Annotated in this window: 19 protein-coding genes; 6 read left to right on the top strand and 13 right to left on the bottom strand. The window is 68.6% G+C overall.

All coding sequences use genetic code 11. The features are described from left to right. Window positions 1-15: 15 nt before the first annotated feature. From AC5RVV_RS12030 to AC5RVV_RS12020, 3 genes are read left to right on the top strand one after another with little or no spacing between them, the layout of a single operon-like run. A complete protein-coding gene (locus AC5RVV_RS12030) occupies window positions 16-1,722 on the top strand; it encodes a thiamine pyrophosphate-dependent enzyme (protein ID WP_494001618.1) in 1,707 nt (568 codons plus the stop codon). After that, on the top strand, window positions 1,719-3,497 hold the full coding sequence (locus AC5RVV_RS12025) for an amidohydrolase (RefSeq protein ID WP_494001617.1): 1,779 nt from the start codon (window positions 1,719-1,721) through the stop codon (window positions 3,495-3,497). Before AC5RVV_RS12030 ends, AC5RVV_RS12025 begins: the two co-directional genes overlap by 4 nt. Continuing rightward, window positions 3,494-4,777 (top strand): M20 family metallo-hydrolase, encoded by a 1,284-nt coding sequence (locus tag AC5RVV_RS12020; RefSeq protein WP_494001616.1) that lies wholly within the window; start codon window positions 3,494-3,496, stop codon window positions 4,775-4,777. The genes AC5RVV_RS12025 and AC5RVV_RS12020 overlap by 4 nt, the downstream gene beginning before the upstream one ends. 63 nt (window positions 4,778-4,840) lie before the next feature. Here AC5RVV_RS12020 and AC5RVV_RS12015 read toward each other — a convergent pair whose 3' ends face one another. From AC5RVV_RS12015 to AC5RVV_RS11990, 6 genes are all read right to left on the bottom strand, one after another. Continuing rightward, complete coding sequence (locus AC5RVV_RS12015; protein ID WP_494001615.1) at window positions 4,841-5,752, bottom strand: cation diffusion facilitator family transporter; 912 nt, start codon at window positions 5,750-5,752, stop codon at window positions 4,841-4,843. Continuing rightward, a complete protein-coding gene (locus AC5RVV_RS12010) occupies window positions 5,749-6,156 on the bottom strand; it encodes an ArsR/SmtB family transcription factor (RefSeq protein WP_494001614.1) in 408 nt (135 codons plus the stop codon). Before AC5RVV_RS12010 ends, AC5RVV_RS12015 begins: the two co-directional genes overlap by 4 nt. 88 nt (window positions 6,157-6,244) lie before the next feature. Beyond that, window positions 6,245-7,114: a 3-hydroxyacyl-CoA dehydrogenase family protein gene (locus tag AC5RVV_RS12005; protein ID WP_494001613.1), complete on the bottom strand. Its 870-nt coding sequence runs from the start codon at window positions 7,112-7,114 to the stop codon at window positions 6,245-6,247. Between the two features lie 7 nt (window positions 7,115-7,121). Further along, window positions 7,122-8,591 (bottom strand): aldehyde dehydrogenase family protein, encoded by a 1,470-nt coding sequence (locus AC5RVV_RS12000; protein WP_494001612.1) that lies wholly within the window; start codon window positions 8,589-8,591, stop codon window positions 7,122-7,124. Between the two features lie 28 nt (window positions 8,592-8,619). Further along, complete coding sequence (locus AC5RVV_RS11995) at window positions 8,620-9,780, bottom strand: acyl-CoA dehydrogenase family protein (protein ID WP_494001611.1); 1,161 nt, start codon at window positions 9,778-9,780, stop codon at window positions 8,620-8,622. Between the two features lie 78 nt (window positions 9,781-9,858). Then, window positions 9,859-11,289, bottom strand: a complete 1,431-nt coding sequence (locus AC5RVV_RS11990) for an aminotransferase class III-fold pyridoxal phosphate-dependent enzyme (RefSeq protein ID WP_494001610.1) — start codon at window positions 11,287-11,289, stop codon at window positions 9,859-9,861. Window positions 11,290-11,371: 82 nt separating this feature from the next. On the opposite strand from AC5RVV_RS11990, the gene AC5RVV_RS11985 reads away from it, so the two are divergent. Next, window positions 11,372-12,958 carry a PucR family transcriptional regulator ligand-binding domain-containing protein gene (locus AC5RVV_RS11985; protein WP_494001609.1) on the top strand — a complete coding sequence of 529 codons (1,587 nt, stop codon included), beginning with the start codon at window positions 11,372-11,374 and terminating at the stop codon, window positions 12,956-12,958. Between the two features lie 3 nt (window positions 12,959-12,961). Here AC5RVV_RS11985 and AC5RVV_RS11980 read toward each other — a convergent pair whose 3' ends face one another. Then, window positions 12,962-14,149: a CaiB/BaiF CoA transferase family protein gene (locus AC5RVV_RS11980; RefSeq protein ID WP_494001608.1), complete on the bottom strand. Its 1,188-nt coding sequence runs from the start codon at window positions 14,147-14,149 to the stop codon at window positions 12,962-12,964. A 230-nt stretch (window positions 14,150-14,379) separates the two neighbouring features. Here AC5RVV_RS11980 and speB point away from each other — a divergent pair, with 230 nt between their 5' ends. Beyond that, window positions 14,380-15,360: an agmatinase gene (gene speB / locus AC5RVV_RS11975; RefSeq protein WP_494001607.1), complete on the top strand. Its 981-nt coding sequence runs from the start codon at window positions 14,380-14,382 to the stop codon at window positions 15,358-15,360. A gap of 42 nt (window positions 15,361-15,402) precedes the next feature. Here speB and AC5RVV_RS11970 read toward each other — a convergent pair whose 3' ends face one another. Beyond that, on the bottom strand, window positions 15,403-15,996 hold the full coding sequence (locus AC5RVV_RS11970) for a helix-turn-helix domain-containing protein (RefSeq protein ID WP_494001606.1): 594 nt from the start codon (window positions 15,994-15,996) through the stop codon (window positions 15,403-15,405). 175 nt (window positions 15,997-16,171) lie between these two features. Between AC5RVV_RS11970 and idi the strand changes: the two genes are divergently transcribed. After that, window positions 16,172-16,702, top strand: coding sequence for an isopentenyl-diphosphate Delta-isomerase (gene idi / locus AC5RVV_RS11965; RefSeq protein ID WP_494001605.1), 531 nt, complete (start codon window positions 16,172-16,174; stop codon window positions 16,700-16,702). 59 nt (window positions 16,703-16,761) lie between these two features. Here idi and AC5RVV_RS11960 read toward each other — a convergent pair whose 3' ends face one another. The 5 genes from AC5RVV_RS11960 to AC5RVV_RS11940 form a co-directional block, all read right to left on the bottom strand. After that, on the bottom strand, window positions 16,762-19,125 hold the full coding sequence (locus AC5RVV_RS11960; protein WP_494001604.1) for a putative bifunctional diguanylate cyclase/phosphodiesterase: 2,364 nt from the start codon (window positions 19,123-19,125) through the stop codon (window positions 16,762-16,764). A gap of 261 nt (window positions 19,126-19,386) precedes the next feature. Beyond that, window positions 19,387-19,926, bottom strand: coding sequence for a hypothetical protein (locus tag AC5RVV_RS11955; protein WP_494001603.1), 540 nt, complete (start codon window positions 19,924-19,926; stop codon window positions 19,387-19,389). A gap of 50 nt (window positions 19,927-19,976) precedes the next feature. Beyond that, the gene (locus AC5RVV_RS11950) at window positions 19,977-20,465 is read right to left on the bottom strand and encodes a pyridoxamine 5'-phosphate oxidase family protein (RefSeq protein ID WP_494001602.1); all 489 of its coding nucleotides are present in this window, start codon (window positions 20,463-20,465) and stop codon (window positions 19,977-19,979) included. Window positions 20,466-20,627: 162 nt separating this feature from the next. Next, a complete protein-coding gene (locus AC5RVV_RS11945) occupies window positions 20,628-21,113 on the bottom strand; it encodes an SRPBCC family protein (RefSeq protein ID WP_494001601.1) in 486 nt (161 codons plus the stop codon). Next, window positions 21,110-21,412 (bottom strand): ArsR/SmtB family transcription factor, encoded by a 303-nt coding sequence (locus tag AC5RVV_RS11940; protein WP_494001879.1) that lies wholly within the window; start codon window positions 21,410-21,412, stop codon window positions 21,110-21,112. The genes AC5RVV_RS11945 and AC5RVV_RS11940 overlap by 4 nt, the downstream gene beginning before the upstream one ends. Window positions 21,413-21,553: the final 141 nt, after the last annotated feature.

Raw genomic sequence — 21,553 nt, 5'->3', positions numbered from 1 at the left:
AAGGAGCACCACCCTATGGCCATGTCCGCAGGCCACCTGATTGTCCGACAACTTGAGGCGCACGGCGTCCGGCGCGTGTATTCGGTACCGGGCGAAAGCTTCCTCGATGTCCTGGACGGGTTGCACGACTCGCCGGTGTCAACCGTGGTTTGCCGCCAAGAGGGCGGCGCCGGGTTCATGGCGCTGGCGGAGGGGCGCAAGACCGGCATCCCGGGCATCGCGATGGTCACCCGCGGACCGGGTGCGGCGAACGCGATGATTGCCGTGCACACCGCGTGGCAGGACGCGACGCCGCTGGTGCTCTTTGTCGGCCTGATCCCGGTGGCGGACCGGGGGCGGGACTCGTTTCAGGAGTTCAGCTTGGAGGGCTGGTTCTCGACGACGGCAAAGCGGGTGGTGGTGCTCGACGACGAGCACCGCGCCGCGGAGACGGTGGCCGAGGCGATGCAATTGGCGGTGTCCGGCCGGCCCGGACCAGTGGTCATCGGCCTGCCGGAGGACGTGCTGGTTCGCGCGACCAACGCGGGGGTAGTTCAACCGCGTGCGCTGGCAGCAGCCGTCCCGCCGCCGGCCGCGATGGATGAACTGGCCGGCCGGCTGGCCGCTGCCGCCCGCCCTTTGATCATCGCCGGCGGCGAGGGCTGGGGCGACGACGGCGGCAAGCTCGCTGCCTGGGCAGCCGAGGCCGGGGTACCGGTGGCCGCCGACTGGCGTGCCTACGACGTGGTTCCGCACGGTTCGCCGGCTTGGTCCGGCTGGCTCGGCTACGGCCGGGCTGACACCCTGGCCGCCAAACTGGACGAGGCCGACCTGCTGCTGTTCATCGGCTGCGGTCGGAGCGATGTGCTCAGCGACGGCTACACCAAGGGCTTCGAGGCCACGACTGTGCTGGTGCTGCCGGATCCGGATGCAGCCATGCACTCCGGCCGGATTGACCAGCATCTGGCCGTTTCGCCGTCGGCCTTCGTCGACGCACTTCCTCCCGCCGCAGAGGTTCGCGGCACCCGGGGCAGCGGCTGGATGGACGCGCTCGCCGCAGACCAGCGCCGCTACGCCACGCCTCGTCCGGACCATAGCCCCGGGGTTGACCTGGGGGTGGCCTTCGGCGTGCTGGAAGACCGGCTGCCGGCGGACAAGGTGGTGACGTACGGCGCCGGTAACGCCACCCTCTGGGGCCACCGCTACCTGACCCACCACGGCGCCGGTTCGCTGATCGGACCGCGCAACGGCGCCATGGGACTGGCCGTCCCGGCGGCCGTCGCCGCGTCGCTGATAGAACCGAACCGGCAGGTGGTGGCCGTCTGCGGCGACGGCGACTTCATGATGAATGCGCAGGAACTGGCCGTGGCGGCGGCGCACGGCGCTGCTCCGCTGGTGATCGTGGTGGACAACGGCATCTACGGCACCATCGTCCAACACCAGCGCAGGCACTACCCGGACCGGCCGTCCGGCACCTCCATGGTCAACCCCGACTTCTCCGACTGGATCCGCAGCTTCGGCGGGCACGGGGAACGCGTCGAAGCGACCTCCGAGTTCGGGCCGGCGCTGGAGCGTGCCCTGGCCAGCGGGCGGCTGGCGCTGCTGCACCTGGTCGCGGATCCGCAGACGATGCCGCCGGGCACGGCCAATGCGCCGGAGGAAATCGCAGGCCTGGCTTCACCCCGGCCGGCTGCGCAGGATGCCGGCAAGCCTCTGGCGGCGGCGGTGGAGGGGACACGATGAAACTGGACCTCATCCTGCGCGACGCCGAAATCCTCACCCTGGAATCGGAGCGTCCCCGCGCCCGAGCCGTCGGCGTGCTCAATGGACGGATTGTCGGCTTCGATGAGGAGCTTGACGGCTGCACCGCCGTCCGCGAAGTATCGCTGGACGGCGCCGCCGTGGTGCCCGGCTTCATTGACGCGCACTGCCACACCACCTGGTGGGGACTGGGCTTGGGCGCCGTCGAGCTGGAACAGGCGCGCGGCCTCGAGGAACTGTATGCGCTGCTGGACGCCGAGGTTCGGCGGTTGGAGGACCGGCCGGGCGCTTGGGTCAATGGCACCGGCTTCAACCACAAGCACCATGGCGGGGCCTTTCCGGACATCCGACGGTTGGACGAGATCACGGGCGACCGGCCGCTGTACCTGCGGCACGTTTCGGGGCACCTGTCCATCACCAACTCCGCCACCCTGCGCCTGGCCGGCGTCTTCGATCCCGGCTTCAGCGACCCCACCGGCGGCGCCGTGCTCCGCGGCCCGGACGGCTACCCGACCGGCGTCGTCGAAGAATCCGCGCAGCAGCTGATCCAGAACCTGCTGCTGCCGTATCCGGTGGAGCGGATCGTCGAGGCACTGGACGCGGCGACCACGCGTTACGCGGCCGAAGGGATCACCAGTTTCACCGAGGCAGGCATCGGGGGCGGCTGGATAGGGCACAGCCCGGTGGAAGTGCAGGCGTACCTGAAGGCCAAGCAGGCCGGCAAGCTCCACGCCCGCGCCCAGCTGATGCCCGCGCTCGACTCGCTGCGGCCGCTTGAGGCCAACGCCGCCGACATGCATGGCACCGGCAACGGGCGGGGCCTGGATCTCGGGGCGGTTGCGGGCTTCGGCGACGATTGGGTGTCCCTGGGGCCGGTGAAGGTCTTTATGGACGGCTCATTGCTGGGCGTCACGGCGGCCGTGACCGAGGACTACTGCGGCCACCAGCACACCAGGGGGTACCTGCTGGATTCACCCGAGGCCTACCGTGAACGCGTGGACGCGGCCTACCGGGCCGGCTGGCCGATTGCGCTTCATGCCATCGGCGACGCGGCCATCGATCTGGCCACCGACATCATTGTCGGCTGTCAGGAGCGCTACGGCCGGAACCACCTGCCCAACCGGATTGAGCACTTCGGCATCTCGCGGCCGGACCAGCTGGCGCCCGTCGCCGCGGCCGGGATCGCGGTCACCCCGCAGGCCGCGTTCATCGGCCCGCTGGGCGACCAGTTTGCCGCCTTGGTGGGCCCCGAGCGCGAGGGCTGGCTCTACCGGGGGCGCTCGCTGGTGGACGCGGGCATCCTGGTTGCCGGCAGCTCCGACCTGCCGGTGGCCGATAACAACGTGCTGCGCGCCATGCAGTCCTGGGTGGACCGGCGCACCGAACAAGGACGGATCCTCGGCGGCGCATCCGAAGGCCTCACCGCCGAAGAAGCGCTGCGGACCTACACCGACTGGGCCGCCCGGGCCACCGGTGCGGCAAGCGAGAAGGGCACGTTGCGCAGGGGGAAGTTGGCGGACTTCGCGGTGCTGTCCGGCTCCCCGCTCGACGCTGCCGACATCTCCGCGCTCGGGGTCCTTGCCACGATCGTCGGCGGTGAATTTACCTACAACAAGTTGGACGCGGGCACGGCTCCCGGCGCGGGCAACGCCTCGCTTCCGGCCCCGAACCGGGTGCCCGCCCGCGCCCCGAGCCCGGCGCCGGCGTCGTCCGCGGAGCACCTTTTGAACAATCAGACCCTAGGAGTGCCATCATGACCATCACCGCCTCGCAGCAGGCCGGCAAGTCCAGCCACGACGCCGGGTCCTTCCTGCACGACTTCCGCTCCATGAGTACGTTCGGTGCCACGGCAGGCGGGGGAGTGGACCGTCAGGCCGGGACCGTTGCGGACGGGCAGACCCGGAACTGGTTCCGCGGGCTGGTCGAGGGGCACGGTTTCGAGGTGCGCTACGACGCGGTGGGGAACCAGTTCGCGCTGCTCGAGCTGGTGCCCGGTGCGCCGTACGTCGCCGTCGGCTCGCATCTGGACTCGCAGCCACTGGGCGGGCGCTTCGACGGCGCCTACGGCGTGCTGGCGGGCGCCCACGCGGCGATCCGGCTCAAGCAGCGGCTGGCGGCCGGGGGCACCAGGCCGGCGTTCAACATCGCCGTCGTCAACTGGTTCAACGAGGAAGGGTGCCGGTTCAAGCCCTCCATGATGGGCAGCTCCGTGTTCACCGGCAAACTGCCCGCCGAGAAGGTCCTTGCCACCACCGATCCGCACGGCACTACCGTCCGCGAGGCGCTGGAAGCGATCGGCACCATCGGCGACTTTTCCCTGGATATTTCAGCCTACGTGGAAATCCATATTGAGCAGGGCCGGTCGCTGGAGGACGCCGGGCTGACGATCGGCTTGGTCGAATCCACCTGGGGCGCTAACAAATACGAGTTCATCGTGCACGGCGAGCAGGCGCACACCGGCGCCACGGTGATTGCCGACCGGCACGACGCGCTGCTCGGAGCCTCCTCGCTGGTGGTCGCCGCGCGGGAGATTGCAGATGAGTTCAGCACCGACGAGCATTCCGTCATCACCTCCTGCGGCGAATTCACGGTCTACCCGAATTCGCCCGTGGTGGTGGCCAACCGGGTGGAGCTGCTCGTGGACGTGCGCAGCACGGACCCCGATGTGCTTGCCGCCGCCGATGCCGAACTGCACCGCCGGGTCGCTGAGATCGAGCGAAGGGCAAGTGTGCGGATCGAACGCGGCGCCGAACACGTCTGGGCGGCGAAGTCCTACGACGAGGCGGGCATGCGGCTGGCCGCCAAGTGCGCGGAGGCGCTGGGCCTGACGTACGGAACGGTCCGCACGCTCGCGGGGCACGATTCGACCAACCTGAAGGACGTCGTCCCCACCATCATGCTGTTTGTGCCCAGCGTGGACGGCGTCTCCCACAATGAGAAGGAGCTGACCCACGACGACGACCTGCTCGCCGGCGTGGATCTCCTCACGGAGTTGATGGGCCGTGTGGTGGCAGGGGAGTTCGTCCCGGCGCAGTAGCTCGCCCCGTCCGGCGGCAAGGAACGGCCGGTGTGAGGGGCGATGCCGCGCCGGCCGTTCCGCTCAGTCGTGGCCCGGGTGCTCGTGCTCCACGTGGCCCGCGGGCTCCAGTTGGAAGGTGGAGTGTTCCACGCTCAGCTCGAAGTGTTCGGCCACGCACTGCTGGAGTTGGTCCAGGACCTGTGGGGCGTGACCGTCCACAAAGCAGGAATCCTCGATCACCACGTGCGCGCTGAGTACCGGGATGTTGGAGGAGATCCGCGAGGCGTGCAGGTCGTGGACCGACAGCACATGCGGCACTTCCAGGATGTGTTGGCGGACGTCCTCGAGATCCAGGCCCTTCGGCACGGTTTCCAGCAGGATGCTGCCCGCCTCGCGGAGGATCTTGACGGTGCGCGGGACGATCAGGACGGCGATCAGCATCGCGGCCAGCGCGTCGGCCTGGGTCCACCCGGTGGTGGCGATGACGACGGCGCTGGCGATGACGGCGACGGAGCCGAGGGCGTCGTTGACCACCTCGAGGAAAGCCGCCCGCAGGTTGAGGTTCGCGTTCCGTCCGGCGCTAAGCACCAGCATGGCGACAATATTCCCCAGCAGGCCGATGATGCCGAAGACCAGCAGGCCGCCCGAACTGACTTCGGGCGGGTGGAACAGCCGCTGGACACCTTCAACCAGCGCGTAGATTCCGACCGCGAGCAGGACCGCGGCCTGGGCGCCGGCGGCCAGGACTTCCATCCGGAGGTATCCCCAGGTGCGGCGCGGCGTGTGCGGGCGGGCCATGAGCGAAGCGGCGAGCAGGGCGATCAGCAGCCCGCCGGCGTCGGTGAGCATGTGTCCGGCGTCCACCAGCAGTGCGAGGCTCCCGGTCACGAAGGCGCCGACCACCATGGCGACCAGGATGGAGGCGGTGATGCCGAAGGCGATGGCCAGCCGGCCGCGGTGCGTGGGCCCGGCATGGTGGTGGTGTCCGCTCACGCCGATGCCTCGGATGAGGGCGCCGCACCTGGCAGCGCCTCAGCGGCAGCCCGGCCGCCGGCAACCGTCGGACACAGCTCGACGGCGTAGCCGGTGGCCTTCAAGAGTTGCTCGGCTGACGCCAGGGCGGCGAGCAGTTCGGGCTCGGTGGTCAGCGAGTACATCGACGCCCGCCCCTCCGGGCGCGAGGTGACGAGGCCACAGTCGCTCAGGCACGACAGGTGGGCGCTGACCGTGGACTGGGCAAGGCCGAGGTGTTCCGTCAGCTCCCGGACCTTGTGCTCGCCCGTGGTCAGGTGCTGCAGAATAGTCAGCCGGGTGGGGTCCGAAAGGCTGTGGAACAAAGCGGCCGCCGGCGCCAAATCGCCTGTTCGGCCCGCGGCCCGTTGCCGTTGCATCGTCATATGGCGATGATATCGGCGAAGCGCGGCTTTGTCGTCTTCCCCGAACGAGGGGGAGCGGTTGAAGTGGTTAGTCCCTTGGAGCGGTTCGTCAGTAGCCGTACCAGCCCCGGCCGGTCTTGCGTCCCAGCCGGTTTTCCTCGACAAGCTCCGTGATGGCCGGATGCGGCAGGTCCGCCTCGTCGCCCGTTTCCGCGTAGGTGGCGCGGGCGATGAAGTCGATGACGTCCAGGCCGACCATATCCATGAGTTCGAAGGGGCCCATCGGGTGGCCGAGGGCGGTCTTGGCCGTGGTGTCGATGTCCTCGAGGCTGGCAACGCCCGCGGCGTGCAGGGCCAGCGCTTCCTTCTGGAGGGCGCCCATCAGCCGGTTGGCGACGAAGCCCGGGACCTCTTGGTTAATCAGGACGGGCTCCTTGCCGAAACGCCGCGCCAGCTCCATCGTGGTGTCCACGGTGGCCTGCGACGTCGACTCGTGCCGGACCACCTCCACACACTTCATCACCAGGGCCGGGTTGAAGAAGTGCATGTTGCAGACCTGCTCCGGCCGGCCGGTCACCGCGGCGACCTTGGACGAGCCGAGGGTGGAAGAGTTGGTGGCCAGGATGGCGTGCGGGGGCGTTACCTCGCCCAGCCGGGCGAAGATCTGCTGCTTAATCTCGAGCCGCTCCGTGGCCGCCTCGATGACGAAGTCGGCGTCCGCCGCGGCGGCCGCAAGGTCCGTGGCGAAGGCCAGGCGGCCCAACGCGCTCTCGGCGTCCCCGTGGCTGATCCGCCCCTTGGCCGCACTGGCCTGCATGCGCGCGGCCAGTTGCTCCTTGGCCTGGGTGAGCATCTCTTCGGCGATGTCCTGGACGGTAACCCGGTACCCGGCCAGGGCGGCGACCATGCCGATTTGTGAGCCCATGGCGCCGGAACCCACGACCAGGATGTGCTTGATGTTATCGATGGAGGCAGTCATGTGTCCCTCAGACTCCGGCGGTCCCGCCGCGCAGATAAACGGTGGTGGTATGGGTGAAGAACTCCTTGGCAGCGGCGCCCTGTTCCTTGGGACCATAGCCGGATTTCTTGGCGCCGCCGAAGGGTACATGTGGGTCGGCGCCGGCGGATTCGGAGTTGACGTGCAGGATGCCGACGTCGAGGTCGTCGATCGCGTCGAGGGCACGGGTAACGTCCTGGGTGAACAGGGCGGCGGAGAGCCCGAATTCACTGTCGTTCGCCAGCTCGAAGGCCTGCTCCACGGTGGCCGCCCGGCGGACGGCCAGCACGGGTCCGAAAAGTTCCTCGCGCCACAGGCCGAGCTCCCGGTCGCCGGGGAGCTCCAGGATGGTCGGCGGGACGAAGTAGCCGCGGGCAAGGAAGCCATCCTCGTACCGCTGGCCTCCGACGATCCGCCGGGCGCCCTGGGCGAGGGCGGCATGGATGCCGTCGTGGATGGACTTCCGGGCGGCGTCGTTGACAACGGGTCCCATCTGCACCGCGGGGTCGGCCGGATCGCCGACCGTCAGGGCATGGGCGCGTTCGGTGAGCACGGCGAGGAATTCGTCGGCGACGGCTTCGGCCACGATGAGCCGCGACGTGGCGGTGCACTTTTGCCCGGTGGAGCGGAAGGCACCGAGCAGGACTTGTTCGGCGGCAAGCTGCAGGTCGGCGTCGGCGAGGACGACGGCGGCGTTCTTGCCGCCCATCTCGGCCTGCACGGGAACGCCGCGTCCGGCCGCCTCGGCGGCGAGCCGGCGGCCCACGCCGGTGGAGCCCGTGAAGGTCAGGCCGTCCAGCGCCGGGTGCTCGACGAGGGTGTTGCCCATCGCGCCCGAGCCGATCAGCAGGTTCAGCACGCCGGCGGGCAGTCCGGCGGAGTCCAGCGCCTGGGCCAGTCGCAGCGCAAGCAGCGGCACGGTGCTCGCCGGCTTCCAGATCACAGTGTTGCCGTATGCCAGGGCCGGAGCGATTTTCCACGCCGGGATGGCGATGGGGAAGTTGAACGGGGTGATCACGCCGACCACGCCGAGCGGCTTGCGGGTCACGAGGATCTTCTCGCCGCGCCGCGGGGAGGAGAAGATCTCCCCGGCGGCGCGGTCGCCGTCGTTCCCGTAGTAACGGAAAATCTGCGCCGCCCGCAGCACCTCGCCGTGGCCTTCCGCCCGGGTCTTGCCCTCTTCCCGGGCCAGCTCCAGCCCCCAGGCTTCGGCGTTCTGTTCAAGCACGACGGCGGCGCGCAGCAATACGGCGCCGCGCTCGTGCGCCGGGGTGCGGGCCCACTCACGCCGGGCGGCGACGGCGGCGGCCATGGCCTGTTGCACCTCGGCAGGTCCGGCCTGCAGGCCCCTGGCGACAACTTCGTCCGGGTGCGCCGGGTTGTGGCTGGCGATGGGGGAGCCGGAACCGGGAACCCAGTCGCCGTCGATGTAGTGCTGCAGCTGTACCGGAGAGGTCATGCGTGCTCCTTGGCGTTCGGAGAGGGGGTCAGCGGAAGGCGGGGACGCCGGTGATCTTCTGACCGAGGATCAGGGTGTGGACCTCGTCGGTGCCCTCGTAGGTGCGCACGGATTCGAGGTTGTTGGCGTGGCGCAGCGGCGAGTAGTCCAGGGTGATGCCGTTGCCGCCGAGGATGGTGCGGCATTCGCGTGCGATTTCGATGGCTTCGCGGCAGTTGTTGAGTTTGCCGACGGAGATCTGGTGGGGCTGCAACTGTCCGGCGTCCTTGAGTCGGCCCAGGTGCAGGGCGAGCAGGAAGCCCTTGTTAATCTCCAGCGCCATGTTGACCAGTTTTTCCTGGGTGAGCTGGTAGCCGGCCAGCGGCTTGTCGAACTGCATGCGCTCCTTGGAATAGTCGACCGCGGTCTGCCAGGCATCGCGGGCGGCTCCCATGGCGCCCCAGATGATCCCGTAGCGCGCTTCGTTCAGGCATTCGAACGGGCCGCGCAGCCCCTTGGCCTTCGGCAGCAGCGCCCCGGCGGGCAGGCGGACGTCGGTGAGTTCGATGTCGCACTGGATGGAGGCGCGCATGGAGAGCTTGGCCTCGATCGGGGTCGCCTTGAAACCGGCGCTGTCGGTCGGCACCACGAAGCCGCGGACGCCGTCGTCGGTCTGCGCCCAGATCACGGCGACCTTGGCGACCGAGGCGAGGCCGATCCAGCGCTTGGATCCGTTGAGCACCCAGTCGTCGCCGTCGCGGCGGGCGAAGGTCTTCATGCTGGCCGGGTCGGAACCGGCGCTGGGTTCGGTCAGGCCGAAGCAGCCGATGGCCTCGCCTGTGGCCATCTGCGGCAGCCACTCGTTCTTCTGCTCCTCGGAGCCGTGCTTGTGGATTGCGCTCATGGCCAGCGAACCCTGCACGGAGACGAAGGTGCGCAAGCCGGAATCGCCGGCCTCCAGCTCGGCCCCGGCGAGCCCGTATTCGACGGCGGAGCGGCCGGCGCAGCCGTAGCCGTCCAGGTGCATGCCGAGCAGGCCGAGCTTGGCCAGCTCCGGCACGATCTCCAGCGGGAACACCGCGTTTTCGTACCAGCCGGCGATGTTCGGTTTGATCGCGCTGTCCACAAAGGAACGGACGTTCTTCTGCAGTTGCCGTTCCTCCTCGGTGAGCAGGGATTCGAACGAAATCAGGTCATGGTCCAAAGACATCGGGTGTTCCTTCCAAGGGAATTCGGCGGGATGGTGTTGAGGTGTGGGGCTGCCGCAGGACGGTTCGCAGCAGGCGGGTCAGGCCGATGCCGCAGCGGCCGACGTTGGCTTCCCGTCCGCGGCAACGTCGAGGACTGCCTGCCGCAGCACCTGCAGGCCATTGGCGAGCAGGTCCTCGCCGATGACCAGCGGGGGCAACAATCGGATGACGTTGCCATGGGTGCCGCAGGTCAGGGTCAGCACGCCCTGCGCGTGGCACCGCGCAGAAACTTCCTTGGCCAGGTCGGCCCGCGGGGCCAGGGTGTCCCGATCCGCGAACTCCAAGGCCAGCATGGCGCCGCGGCCGCGGAATTCGGCCACGACGTCGGTCTCCGCGACCAGCGGCTCCAACACCCGGCGCGCCGCGGCTTCGATGGCGCGGGCGTTGGCCAGCAGGCTGCCGTCCTCAAACGCTTCGAAGACGGCAAGCGCGGCCTCACAGGCCAGCGGATTGCCGGCGTAGGTGCCGCCGAGGCCGCCGGCGTGCACGGCGTTCATCAGGTCGGCGCGGCCGGTGACGGCGCTGAGCGGCAGCCCGTCGGCCAGCGCCTTGGCCGTGAGCGTGATGTCGCCGGCCACCCCTTCGTGCTCGCTGGCGAAGAGTGTCCCGGTGCGTCCCATGCCGGCCTGGATCTCGTCGATCACCAGCACGATGCCGTGCCGGTCGGCGATCCGCCGCAGCCCGGCGAGGAAGCCGGGGGCCGGAACAACAAAGCCGCCCTCGCCCTGGATGGGTTCGATGACCATGGCGGCGAAGCTGTCCGGGCCGTGCTCGGCGAGGGTGGCCTCGACCGAGGCAAGGGCCGCCGCGGTGACGTCCGCGGCCGAGGCGGGGACCCCGCCGTCGTGCTGTGCCGCCGGGCGCAGGAGATTGGCCGAGGCGGCCCGGACGATCTCTGCCGGGAAGGGGCCGAAGTTCAGCCGGTACGGGTTCTCCTTGGCGGTCATCGCCATGGTCAGCAGGGAGCGGCCGTGGTACGCCTCGTCAAAGACCAGCACCCTGCTGCGGCCGGTGGCCGAACGGGCGATCTTGACCGCGTTCTCCACCGCCTCGGCGCCGGTGGAGAACAGGGCGGTACGCTTCTCGAAGTCGCCCGGCGTGTGCTCGTTGAGCCATTTGGCCACCTCGGTGAAGGACTGGTACTCGGTGACCATGAAGCAGGTGTGGGTGAACCTCTCCAGCTGCGCGGCCACCCGCTCGCGGACCCGGCGGTGGCTGGCGCCGATGCTGGTCACGGCGATGCCGGAGGCGAAGTCAATCAGCCGGTTTCCGTCCACATCCTGCAGGATGCCGCCGTCCGCCTTCTCGATGAAGACCGGCAGGACGATGCCGAAGCCGTCGCTGACGTGGGCTAGCCGGTCCCGGTGCAACGCTTGGGAACGGGGGCCGGGGATGGCGGTCGCCAGGTGGCGGGACTGGGGGAGCGTGGCGGCGGCCGCGCCGGCCGCGGAGGTGAGCACATCGGTCATAGGGCAACGCTAAAGGCGCGTCCCGCATGACGTCATCGGATGTTCTGCCCAATCGACCCCGGCGGTGTTGGATAATCAGTCCATGGTTTCCCTTGCGCAGCTCAGCCATGAACTCGGAGATTCGCTCAGGCCGGCGGTTCCCGGACCGGTGCCGGGGATCCAGCTCTCCGGTGTCCATGTGTCCGAGCTGGCGGACCCGGGGGCCTACCTGGAGGGCGGCGAGCTGCTGCTGACCACCGGCATCCCGCTCAGCGGAAGTGCCGCCACCGTGGACGGGTACGTGCGGAGGCTGGCGGCCAAAGGGGTCGCCGCCCTTGGCCTGGGGCTGGGGGAGGGGCTGGACAGCGTGCCGCCGGAGCTGGTCCGGGCCTGCTCCGCCGAGGGCGTGGAGCTGCTGGTGGTCCCCGACGGCGTTCCCTTCCTGGACGTCTCGCGGATGTTCTGGGAATTGGCCTCGCGGAGCGACCAGGCCGACCTGATAGCGAACCTGGGAACGCAGACGGCTTTGGCCCGGGCGACGATGCGTCCGGATGCCCTGCCGTCGGTCGTACAGGGGCTGGCCCAGGCGCTGGGCGGCTGGGCGGCCTACCTGCCCGCGGACGGCGGGACGGAGGCCACCGTCTGGCCGGCCAGTGCGCTGCCGTTGCTGCCGCACCTCAGGCTGGAAACCACGCGACTCAATGTTGCCGGCACCCATTCCGCCGCTACCTTCTGGCTGCACGGCGCTCCCGTCGTCGAGTATCCGATCCTCGTGGGACGGCGGATCGACGGCTTCCTGGCCATCGGCCCCGGCCGGACCCTGACCAAGGCCGATCGGCAGATCATCACGACGGTCTGCGTCCTGCTGGCGCTGAAAGCCCAGCAGCGCGAGGAGCTGCAGGGGACGACGACGGTGCTGGGCTCCGTCGTCGCCAAGCTGGTTGCCCGCGGCCAGGTGGAGGCAGCCCGGCTGGTGGCCGCCGACGGAAACCTCGGGCAGCTGCCCGAACGGGTGCGCGTGCTGGCCGCGCGGGTGGGCACGGCGGATTCCCTCGCCACGCTCGCCGGTGAGGTAGCCCGGCTCCGGCCGGCCGACGGCGGCGGCTCGCCCGCGGCGGCGCTGGCCGGCTGTACCCTGCGCTTCGCGGACGACGGCGTGGCCTACTTGCTGCTGGATGCCGGGCTCGCGGAACAGGCAGCAGGCGGGCAGGCAGATGGGGAAGAGGTCGACGCGGAACTTCTGGCCTGGTCGGGGGGCGGCGCGGGCGCCGATGCAGCCGGGGTTGCGCCGGCGTCAACGTCGGCAGCTGCCTCCGGGGGTGCGGAGACTGGTGCTGCGTGGACGGAATCCCTCGCCTTGGCGGACGTGGCGGCGGCGATGTCGGCGGTGCGCCGTGCCGCGGTCGCGGCGCCCGCGGGCAAGCTCGTGGAATTGGCGGCCGACGATGAGGCGCGCGCAGATGCGTGGGCCGAGGCGCTGGCGGGGTACCGACGCGCCGAGCTGCTGGAGACGGTGGCCGCCTACCTGCGCCACCGGGGCCACTGGGAAGACACGGCCCGCCAACTGGGCGTGCACCGGAATTCGCTGCGCCATCGAATGGCGGTGGCCGAACGTCTGCTCGGCGTCAGCCTCGACGATCCGGACGTCGCCGCGCACCTGTGGCTGGCCCTCCGGCGGCGCGGCCTCTGACGTTCAGTCCAGGCTGCGCAGCCACTCCAGCACCGAGGTGGTGTGTTCGCCGAGCGCGGGCGGGGCGGCGGTGCGGGGTTCGAACGCCGGGCTCCAGGAGATCGGGTGGCGGACCTGGCGGCCGGCTGGCTCCCCGCTGGCATCGCGGACTTCGATGGTGGGGGCCAGCCCCAGTGATTCGGCATACCGGATGCCCTCGTCGATCCCGGCTACGGGTCCGGCCGGAACGCCGACGCCGGTGAGCTTGCCCTGCCACACCGATGCGGAGGCGGCGGACAGGGCCTCCTCCAGCAGCGGGATGAGCTCCCGGCGGTGCTGCACCCGGGCGCTGTTGGTGGCGAAACGCTCGTCGTCCGCGAGCTGCGGCTCTCCCAGGACACCGGCCAGCTGCCGGAACTGTCCGTCGTTGCCGCAGGCGACGGCCAGCGGGCCATCGGAGCATTCCAGCAGCTGATAGGGAACGATGGACGGGTGCTCGTTGCCCATCCGCCGGGGGACCTTGTTTGCTCCCAGGTAGGCTTGGGCCTGGTTGGCCAGGGCGCCCTGCAGGCTGGACAGCAGGTTGACCTCAAGCCGGCTGCCCCGGCCGGTGGCAGCGCGGGCGTTGAGCGCGGCGAGGATCCCTATGGTCGCATCCTTCGCGGTCAGCACGTCCACCAGTGCGACGCCCGCCTTGTAGGGGGAGCCGTCCGCCTCACCGGTGATGCTCATCAGGCCGCCGACCGCCTGCACGATGAAGTCATAGCCGGGCAGGGACGCACCTTCGGCTGAACCAAAACCGGAAATCGAGGCGTAGACCAGGCCCGGATTGCCGGCCGCGAGGTCCGCATACCCGAGCCCCAGCCTGTCCATCCCGCCGGGTTTAAAATTTTCCACGACGACGTCGGCCGCTAGCGCCAGCTTTCGGGCCAACCGCCGGTCGCCGGGATCCGCCAGGTCCAGGCAGATCGATTCCTTGTTGCGGTTCACGCTCTCGAAGTAGGTGGCCCCGGTCGGGGAATACGGCGGACCCCAGCTGCGGGTGTCGTCCCCCGTGCCCGGGCGCTCCACCTTGATGACCCGTGCACCCAGGTCGGCCAGCGTCATGGTGGCCAGCGGGCCGGCGAGCACCCGGGAGAAGTCGGCCACCAGCAGGCCTTCCAAGGGTCTTTTGACTGAGGCCGGGGCAGCGGCAGTGGGGGAGTCAGGCACGATCCGTCCTTCCGAACAAGCATGAAGTGGCGTTGAGTCTACGGCAGAGTGTTCGGCGTGGGACTGGTTGTCTTGGCCAGACGTTGGTTGTTTCGTCCAATGGGCGGTGGCTGCCGGCCCTACCTCCGGTATGGAGTCTTGACGGCCCTGCAGGCGGTAGGGATAGTGTTGCATGACCTAGGTCACGTATTGCAATACCTTCGAACCCGCGCCAAAAATAAGGAAGACCGTTGCCCCCATTGCCAGTGCACGCCACATCCCGCAACGAACAGGGCGAACCCGTCGTCGAGCAGGTCGACTTCGCGGCCGTCCCTCGGTTCTCGTCGGCGCCTACGTTCGCCGGGCTTCCCCGCCTGGACCAAGTCAGCGACTATCAGGTAGGTCTCGTCGGCATTCCGTTCGACTCCGGGGTGACCTTTAGGCCGGGGGCCCGCTTCGGACCGGAGGCGATCCGCAGCGCAAGCCGCCTGATTCGTCCCTACCACGTCGAACTCGGCTCCCATCCGTTCAGGCAGCATCAGGTCGCGGATCTAGGCAACATCCCGGTTACTCCGTTCAATATTGAGGCTGCCGTGGAGGCCATGATTCGAGGCCTCGACGAGGCATCGGAGCGGAGCCAGCGCCTGGTCGTGCTCGGGGGCGATCACACGATCGCCTACCCGGCGCTGACGTCACTGCACCGCCTTCACGGCCAGGTGGCGGTGGTTCACTTCGACGCCCACCTCGACACCTGGGGCCCCTATTTCGGCGCCAATCTCCACCATGGAGCACCATTCCGCCGGGCGTTCGAAGAAGGCCTGATCGACCCGGAGGGATGCCTCCATGTTGGTGTTCGCGGATCGGTTTACGGGCCGGAAGACCAGGACAACGATGATGCGACGGGCTTTCAACGCATTCGTGCCAGCGAGTTCATCGGCACCGGACTTGACGGCATCGTCGAACAGATCAGGCATCGGGTGGGAACGCGTCCGCTCTACGTCTCCGTTGACATCGATGTGCTCGATCCGGCGTTTGCCCCCGGCACCGGGACACCCGAACCTGGCGGCCTAGCCAGCCGGGAGCTCCTGCACCTGTTGCGGGGCCTTGCGGGCCTGAACCTTGTAGGGGCCGACATCGTGGAGGTGGCCCCCGCATACGACCATGCCGACATCACCTCGATGGCCGCCGCTCAGATTGCCTATGAGTACTTGAGCATCTGGGCCAAGCCCTGAAGCCGCTGCCCCACCGGCCCCGGGTGTAGGGCCGACGGCACGTCACACCGACGCATGCGGAGTCAGGACCCACAGGACCCGCGCTTGCCGGGTTTTCGAGGGGTTCCGCCAGAGATGGGGGAGTGAGGCACGAAAGGTGAGCGAATCACCCTCTTGGAGCTCCAGCTGCTGCCCTTCGACGGTGATGTGCAGTTCGCCTTGCAGAACAGTGACGAACTCCCGATCGACGGGGAGCCGGTACGGTTCGGGGTCGCTTCCGCCGCCGGGTTGAATGACCGTTTCGATAACCTGCACGCCTCCCTGGCCCGGCGGCGTCAGGATCGAATCTGCGACTTTGTGGCCGAGGAAGCGCGCGGGTTCGCGGGCATCCGCCCTGACCAGGTGAACGGCCGGCGGCTCGAAGAGGGCCGAGAGCGGAAGATTCAGCGCATCACATATGGAGGCCAGTGACGCGACGGAGGCCGATGTTTTTCCCAGTTCCACCTGGGAAATGAAGCCCTTGGTCAACCCGGTGTGGTTCGCGGTCTCCAGGATGGTGAGCCCGCGGTCCTCCCGCGCCCGCCGCAGCCGCTCGCCGATGAGTTTGACCTGTTTCGTCGCCGGCCTTTCATCGGTTCGCGCCGCGTCGTCCTTCATGCTCTTATCTTGCCCTACCGCTCGGTGATACGGTCCACTGCCCTCGCGCATGTGCCGATGTCCCCGCCAATGCTGCCGGTGGTCCCCCACCTGCCGCCCATACAATGGCTGGTATGAACAACACTGACCGCCGGGAGCTCTCCCGGCAACGGCAGCTGCCCGGGTCCGGGCCGACATGACGGCGGAAACAACCGAGCAGGTAGTGCTGCTGGACGAGAACCTGAAGCCCGCCGGCGTTGCCGACAAGGCCGAGATCCACACGGGCGAGACACCGCTGCATCTCGCCTTTTCCTGCCATATTTCCGACGCCGAGGGCCGCGTGCTGGTGACCAGGCGCGCGCTGAACAAGCTGACCTGGCCGGGCGTCTGGACCAACTCCGCGTGCGGCCATCCGGCCCCGGGGGAGGAGATGGCCGACGCCGTGCGGCGAAGGGTGCGCTACGAGCTGGGGCTCGGGCTGGAAGACCTGAAGCTGGTGCTGCCGGACTTCCGCTACCGCGCGGTGGACGCGTCCGGCATTGTGGAGAACGAGTTCTGCCCCGTCTACACGGCGCTGGCCGCCGGCGAACTGTCGCCGCGCGATGACGAGGTGGCCGAATACCGCTGGGTGCGGCCCTCCGACCTGCGGACCGCCGCGACCGCAGCGCCGTGGGCCTTCAGCCCGTGGATCGTGCTTCAGCTGCAGGCCCTGGAACGACTGGCCTAGCGTCCGCAGGGATTGGCGCGGGCACCGCGGCGTCAGCCGGATGCCGGACGGCCCGCGCCTCAGGTAGGCGAATGTTCGGCCGTCCGTCCGGCCATGGCCGGACGCGAATCGCGGCGGGACGGCGCCGGCAGCGCCGCCGTCCCGGAGGTGACCAGCCGGGAGATGAGTTCGTCCGGCCACATGGGCCGGCCGAAGTAAAAGCCCTGCGCATTCAAACCCGGGCAGCCGGCCAGCCACTCCACGGCCTCGGCGGTCTCGATGCCCTCGATCACCACGTCCGCCTTCAGCGCGGTGAACATGGCGATCAAATGGCTGACCACGATGTTGCGGGCGGTTTCGTCGTCGTTCGGTGCGCTTCCGTCGTCGCCGCTGACCAGCGAGCGGTCCACCTTGACGATGTCGAAGGGGAACTCGGTCAGCGCGTTCATGGATGAGTAGCCGGAGCCGAAGTCGTCCACGGCGATCCTGAACCCCTCGCTGCGCAACTGTACGAGGGCTGCCCGGGACTGCTCGGACATCTTGTCCAACGAGTTTTCGGTCAGCTCCACGATGATGTTCAGCTCCGGCCCTTCGGCGCGCATCCGCCGCAGCCGGTCCACGACGGGGGATCCGGTGGCGAGCTGGCCCAGCTCCACGTTGACGGAGACGGAGCGGACGCTGGTGATTTCGCTGATGCGGGCCATCGCCGCCGCCGCACCATCGATCACCTGGATGGTCAGCTCGTTGAGCAGGCCCAGCCGGTTCGCCTCGGTGACCAGCCGGTCCGCCGGGATGTTGCCCAGTTCGTCGTCTGCATAGCGGGCCAGGGCCTCGAATCCGACGATCGCATCCAGGTCCAGCGAAACGATGGGCTGCAGCGCCACACGCAACAGGCGCCGGCGAATGCCGCGTTCAACCGCAACAGCCAGACAGGCTTCGGCCTCCGAGCCGTCGCGCTGTGCGTCGCGCAGCCGCTGCTGCAGCCGCTTGGAGCCGTACATGCCGGAATCGGCGTTGCGCAGCAGCTCCTCGATATTAGGTGCCGGGCGATCCGAGTACGCCACGCCGGTGCTGGCCCGCACCCGCAGCGTGTTGCCGCGGGCGGTGAGCGGGCGCGCGATCGCGGCGGCGATGCGTTCGGCGGCGGCGCGGGCGCCGGTTTCGCTGGTGACGTCGCGGAGCACCACGACGAATTCGTCGCCGCCGATGCGCGCGGCAACGTCGTCCTCTCGGATTTCCGAGCGTATCCGCTGCGCGGTGGCGGTGAGCAGCAGGTCGCCGACGTCGTGGCCGTGCCTGTCGTTGACGGTCTTGAATTCGTCCAGATCCAGATAGACGACGGCGATGGCCTCGCCGGGGCGGCGGCCGGCGTTGATCTCGGCCAGCCGCTGCCAGAGGGCGCGCCGGTTGCCCAGCCCGGTGAGCGCATCGGTGTCCGCCTGCAGCCGCAGTTCGTGCACGAGCTCATCGTGCCGGACCATGATGCTGCCGACGTGTGCCAAGGCGTCGAGCACCTGCTCGTCTTCCTCGGTGAACTGTGCGCCGCCGTTCCGCGAGGCCACCAGGTAGTTGTCGCCGTGGTCCCAGCGACGCATCCGGACACCGATTTCCCTATCTTGCGGCGCTTCCGGACGCAAGGACACGCGGTCGGCGCGCACCGAGGCGCTGGCGGCGGCGAGGAGGGTCCGGTCGAGCCCGTCGGGGCTCCACGGCAGCTCGAGCGAGGCGTCGACCAGGCCGGTGAGGCGGCGGCGCAGCTCGCGGTTGCGCAGCCAGCCGGTGACCGCCAGCGCCAGCACGGACGCGAAGACCAGGAGCAGTGACTGGACGCCGTCGTGGCCGAACCGGAGGGCGGCGTACTGGGCGGCCAGGCACAGGAGCAGATTGATGGCCAGCGTGCACAGGGCCGGCGCCCAACCGATGCCGTTGCGGAAGGTGCTGCTGCGCGTGGCCGTGGTGGCGAAGGCACGCTCGACGGCAATCGCCGTCATGAAGAAGGCCAGCCAGCCGGCCAGCAGTGCGGCCGGCCACGCAAAACCGCCCGCGTGGAAGGCTTGGAACACCGCAACCAGCACGGCGGAGGCGAGCAGCCGGCTGATGAACCAGTACACCTCTCCCCAGCGGAAGCGCCGGAAAACCACGCGGGTGGCCAGGAGCCCGACTCCCACCACCGCCACCGTTTCGTGCAGCGGGGCGGTGAGGTCGTTGCAGACGATCACGGCAGCGGTCATCGCGGCGGTGGTTTGGCGGCGCATGAGCGGCGTATCCACGCGCAGGTGCCAGGCCAGCACCAGCATCAGCACGGAGAGGACGGCCACGAGGTCGAAGCGTGGCGGAGCGACGATCGAAGCCGCGACGACCTGGCCCAACACCAGCAGCCCGGCAGCCGAAATGCCGGCGATGGCAGCCCACGCGAAGGCGGCCGCCGCTTTGGTGGCCGTCATGATGCTGCCGGCATGCCCGTTCCCCACTTCTGCCGTCCCGCGTTAACGTTTCAACCATCGTAACCGTGCAGCAGGCCCAGCCCGTGCAGGCAGCGGCTGACGCTCCGAAACAGGGGAGGACCACGGGGGAAGCCGGCGCCCGACGCGCGCCTTCGTGGCCGGCACCAGCCGCGGAAAGACGGAGAGCAGGTGGCCCGCCCGAACGCGGCACCTGTCCGGCTCGCTCCGGACATTGCACACCGCGTGGGCGGGCCTTCACCTTTAGTGCTTGAGCAGCCCCTCCAAGAAGGTGGCGGGCCGCTGCATTTCGCCGTGCTTGGCACCGAGCACGATGACCGTGCCGGCGAAGGCCGGGATGGTCCACTGCAGCAGCTTGAGTTGCTTCTGCGCGGACTTAAGCTCCGGTGACGCCATCGGTGACGGCTCGGTGGCGCCCTCTGCACCCTGTTCGGCCATCTTCTCCACCTTCTTGCCCAGCATTCCGGCGTAGAGGGTGACGGCCGCGCCGGCCAAGGTGACGACGGTCTTGATGACGGTATTCCGCGTCACCCCTTCCTGCTTGACCATCCTGCCCTTGTTGCCCGCCAGCAGCGGCAGGCCGGAGGCAAGGTGCGATACGAAGGCCACGGTCTGGACCGGCGCCCACTTCATCCAGCCGATGCTGGACAAACGGGTGCGCTCGCGCGGATCCTGGGCGGCGGCGGCCGCCCCGTTAAGCCCGATGGCGCCCATCAGGGAACCGCCGAACCAGGCGGCGGCAGTAAGGTCGTGCACAGAACGGGCCAAAAGATTTCCGGACATTGCTGACTCCTTAAGTGCGTGCTGTGGTGCCGATCGGCAGATGCCTCCGGCTAGAGGTTGACGACGTCGTTCTTGCCGACGTCGTCTGCTTGCTTCCCGGTGACCATTCCCTTGGCCAGCTTGAACAGCGTGGCCACCTTGGGGGAATCCGGCTTCCAGTATTCGGCGGTGTGGGCCTCGACCCGGAGCAAGGCCACCGTGGGGTCGTCCTTGCCGTTCTCAAACCACGGTTCCATCATGGGGCCCCACAGTTCGTCGATCTTCGCCTGGTCCCGGACGATGGAGGCGGTGCCCGAGATGGACAGGTAGCCGTCCGACCCGCTGACCGACACATTGACGTGCGGATTGGCGCGGATTTCGTTGGCCTTGGGCGAGGGATCGTGCGTCACAAACCACAGGTCGCCGTCGAACTCTGCTTCCTGTAGTGCCAGGGGCCGACTAAACAGTTGGCCGCTGGCATTGACCGTGGTGAGGACGCCGATGTCGGCGTCCTTCAGGATCTTGGCTACTTCCTTGCGTCCTTCATCATCGTTCGCCATGAAACCACCTTCCGACTAGGGTGCAGGGAATCCTCAGCATACTTTCTAATTCCAAGGAGGCCAATGGTGGTGGCGGGCGGGAACCTTTGAACAGGGAAGTGCGCGCGGCATGAGGCCGGAGCCTGGCTGGCTTCGGCTTCATGCCGCGGCAGTGCCGCCTCTTTACGCGGTGCGGGCGCCGGCGAGCAGTTCGTCCAGCCGCTCGTAGCCTTCGCTCATGCCGCTTTCCATGCCGGACTGGGCCATGCCGTCGCGCGCCTCCAGCGTGGGGTAGACGGAATGTCCGATCAGTTTGCAGCGTCCGTTGCCGAGGTCCTCGAAGGTCATGAACTCGATGCTCACGACGTCCGGGTAGCCGCCGAACTCGAAGGTCTGGATGGCGAACTCGTTCTCGCGGACCGTGTGGAATATGCCGGTAAAGGCGTACTGTTGGCCGTCGGGTCCGGTGTGTAGGTAGCGGTAGCTGCCGCCGGTGCGGAAGTCGTAGTGGTCGACGTCCATCTTCATGCCCCGCGGGCCCAGCCACTGCTTGAGCAGGTCGGGATCTTTGTGTGCGCGGAAAACGTCGGCGACGGGGTAGTCGAACTCGCGTTCGGTATCGATGAACGGAAGGCCCTCCGGGAGGGTGACTTTGAGTGAGTTGCTCATGGTTTGTCCTTGGATAGTTGGCCGAGCACGGCGTCCAGTCCGCGGTACTGCGCCTCCCGAACCAGCCGGTACTGGTCGATCCACGCGGTAAGCGCTTCGAGCCGTGCAGCGTTGAGGTGGACGGGCCGGCGTTGGGCATCCCTGCTGCGGGTGACCAACTGTGCCTGCTCGAGGACCTGGATGTGCTTCGAAACCGCCTGCTTGGAGATTTCGAAGGGCTCGGCCAGTTCGTTGACCGTTGCCGGTCCGCGGCTGAGCCGGGCGATGATGCGGCGGCGGGCCGGATCCGCCAGGGCCATGAACGCCCTGTCCAGGAGGGCCTCGTCGCTACTACCAGTCACATTATTCAACTCTTCCTTTGATCAACCTTTCGGTTGACTAAGAAGTTACTCCGCTGGCAACGACCGGTCAAGGGGTAGCGGCAATCTTTCGACTCGTGT

The sequence above is a fragment of the Arthrobacter sp. MDT2-34-1 genome, assembly GCF_059091365.1.
This window is presented reverse-complemented; position numbering and strand designations above follow the sequence as displayed.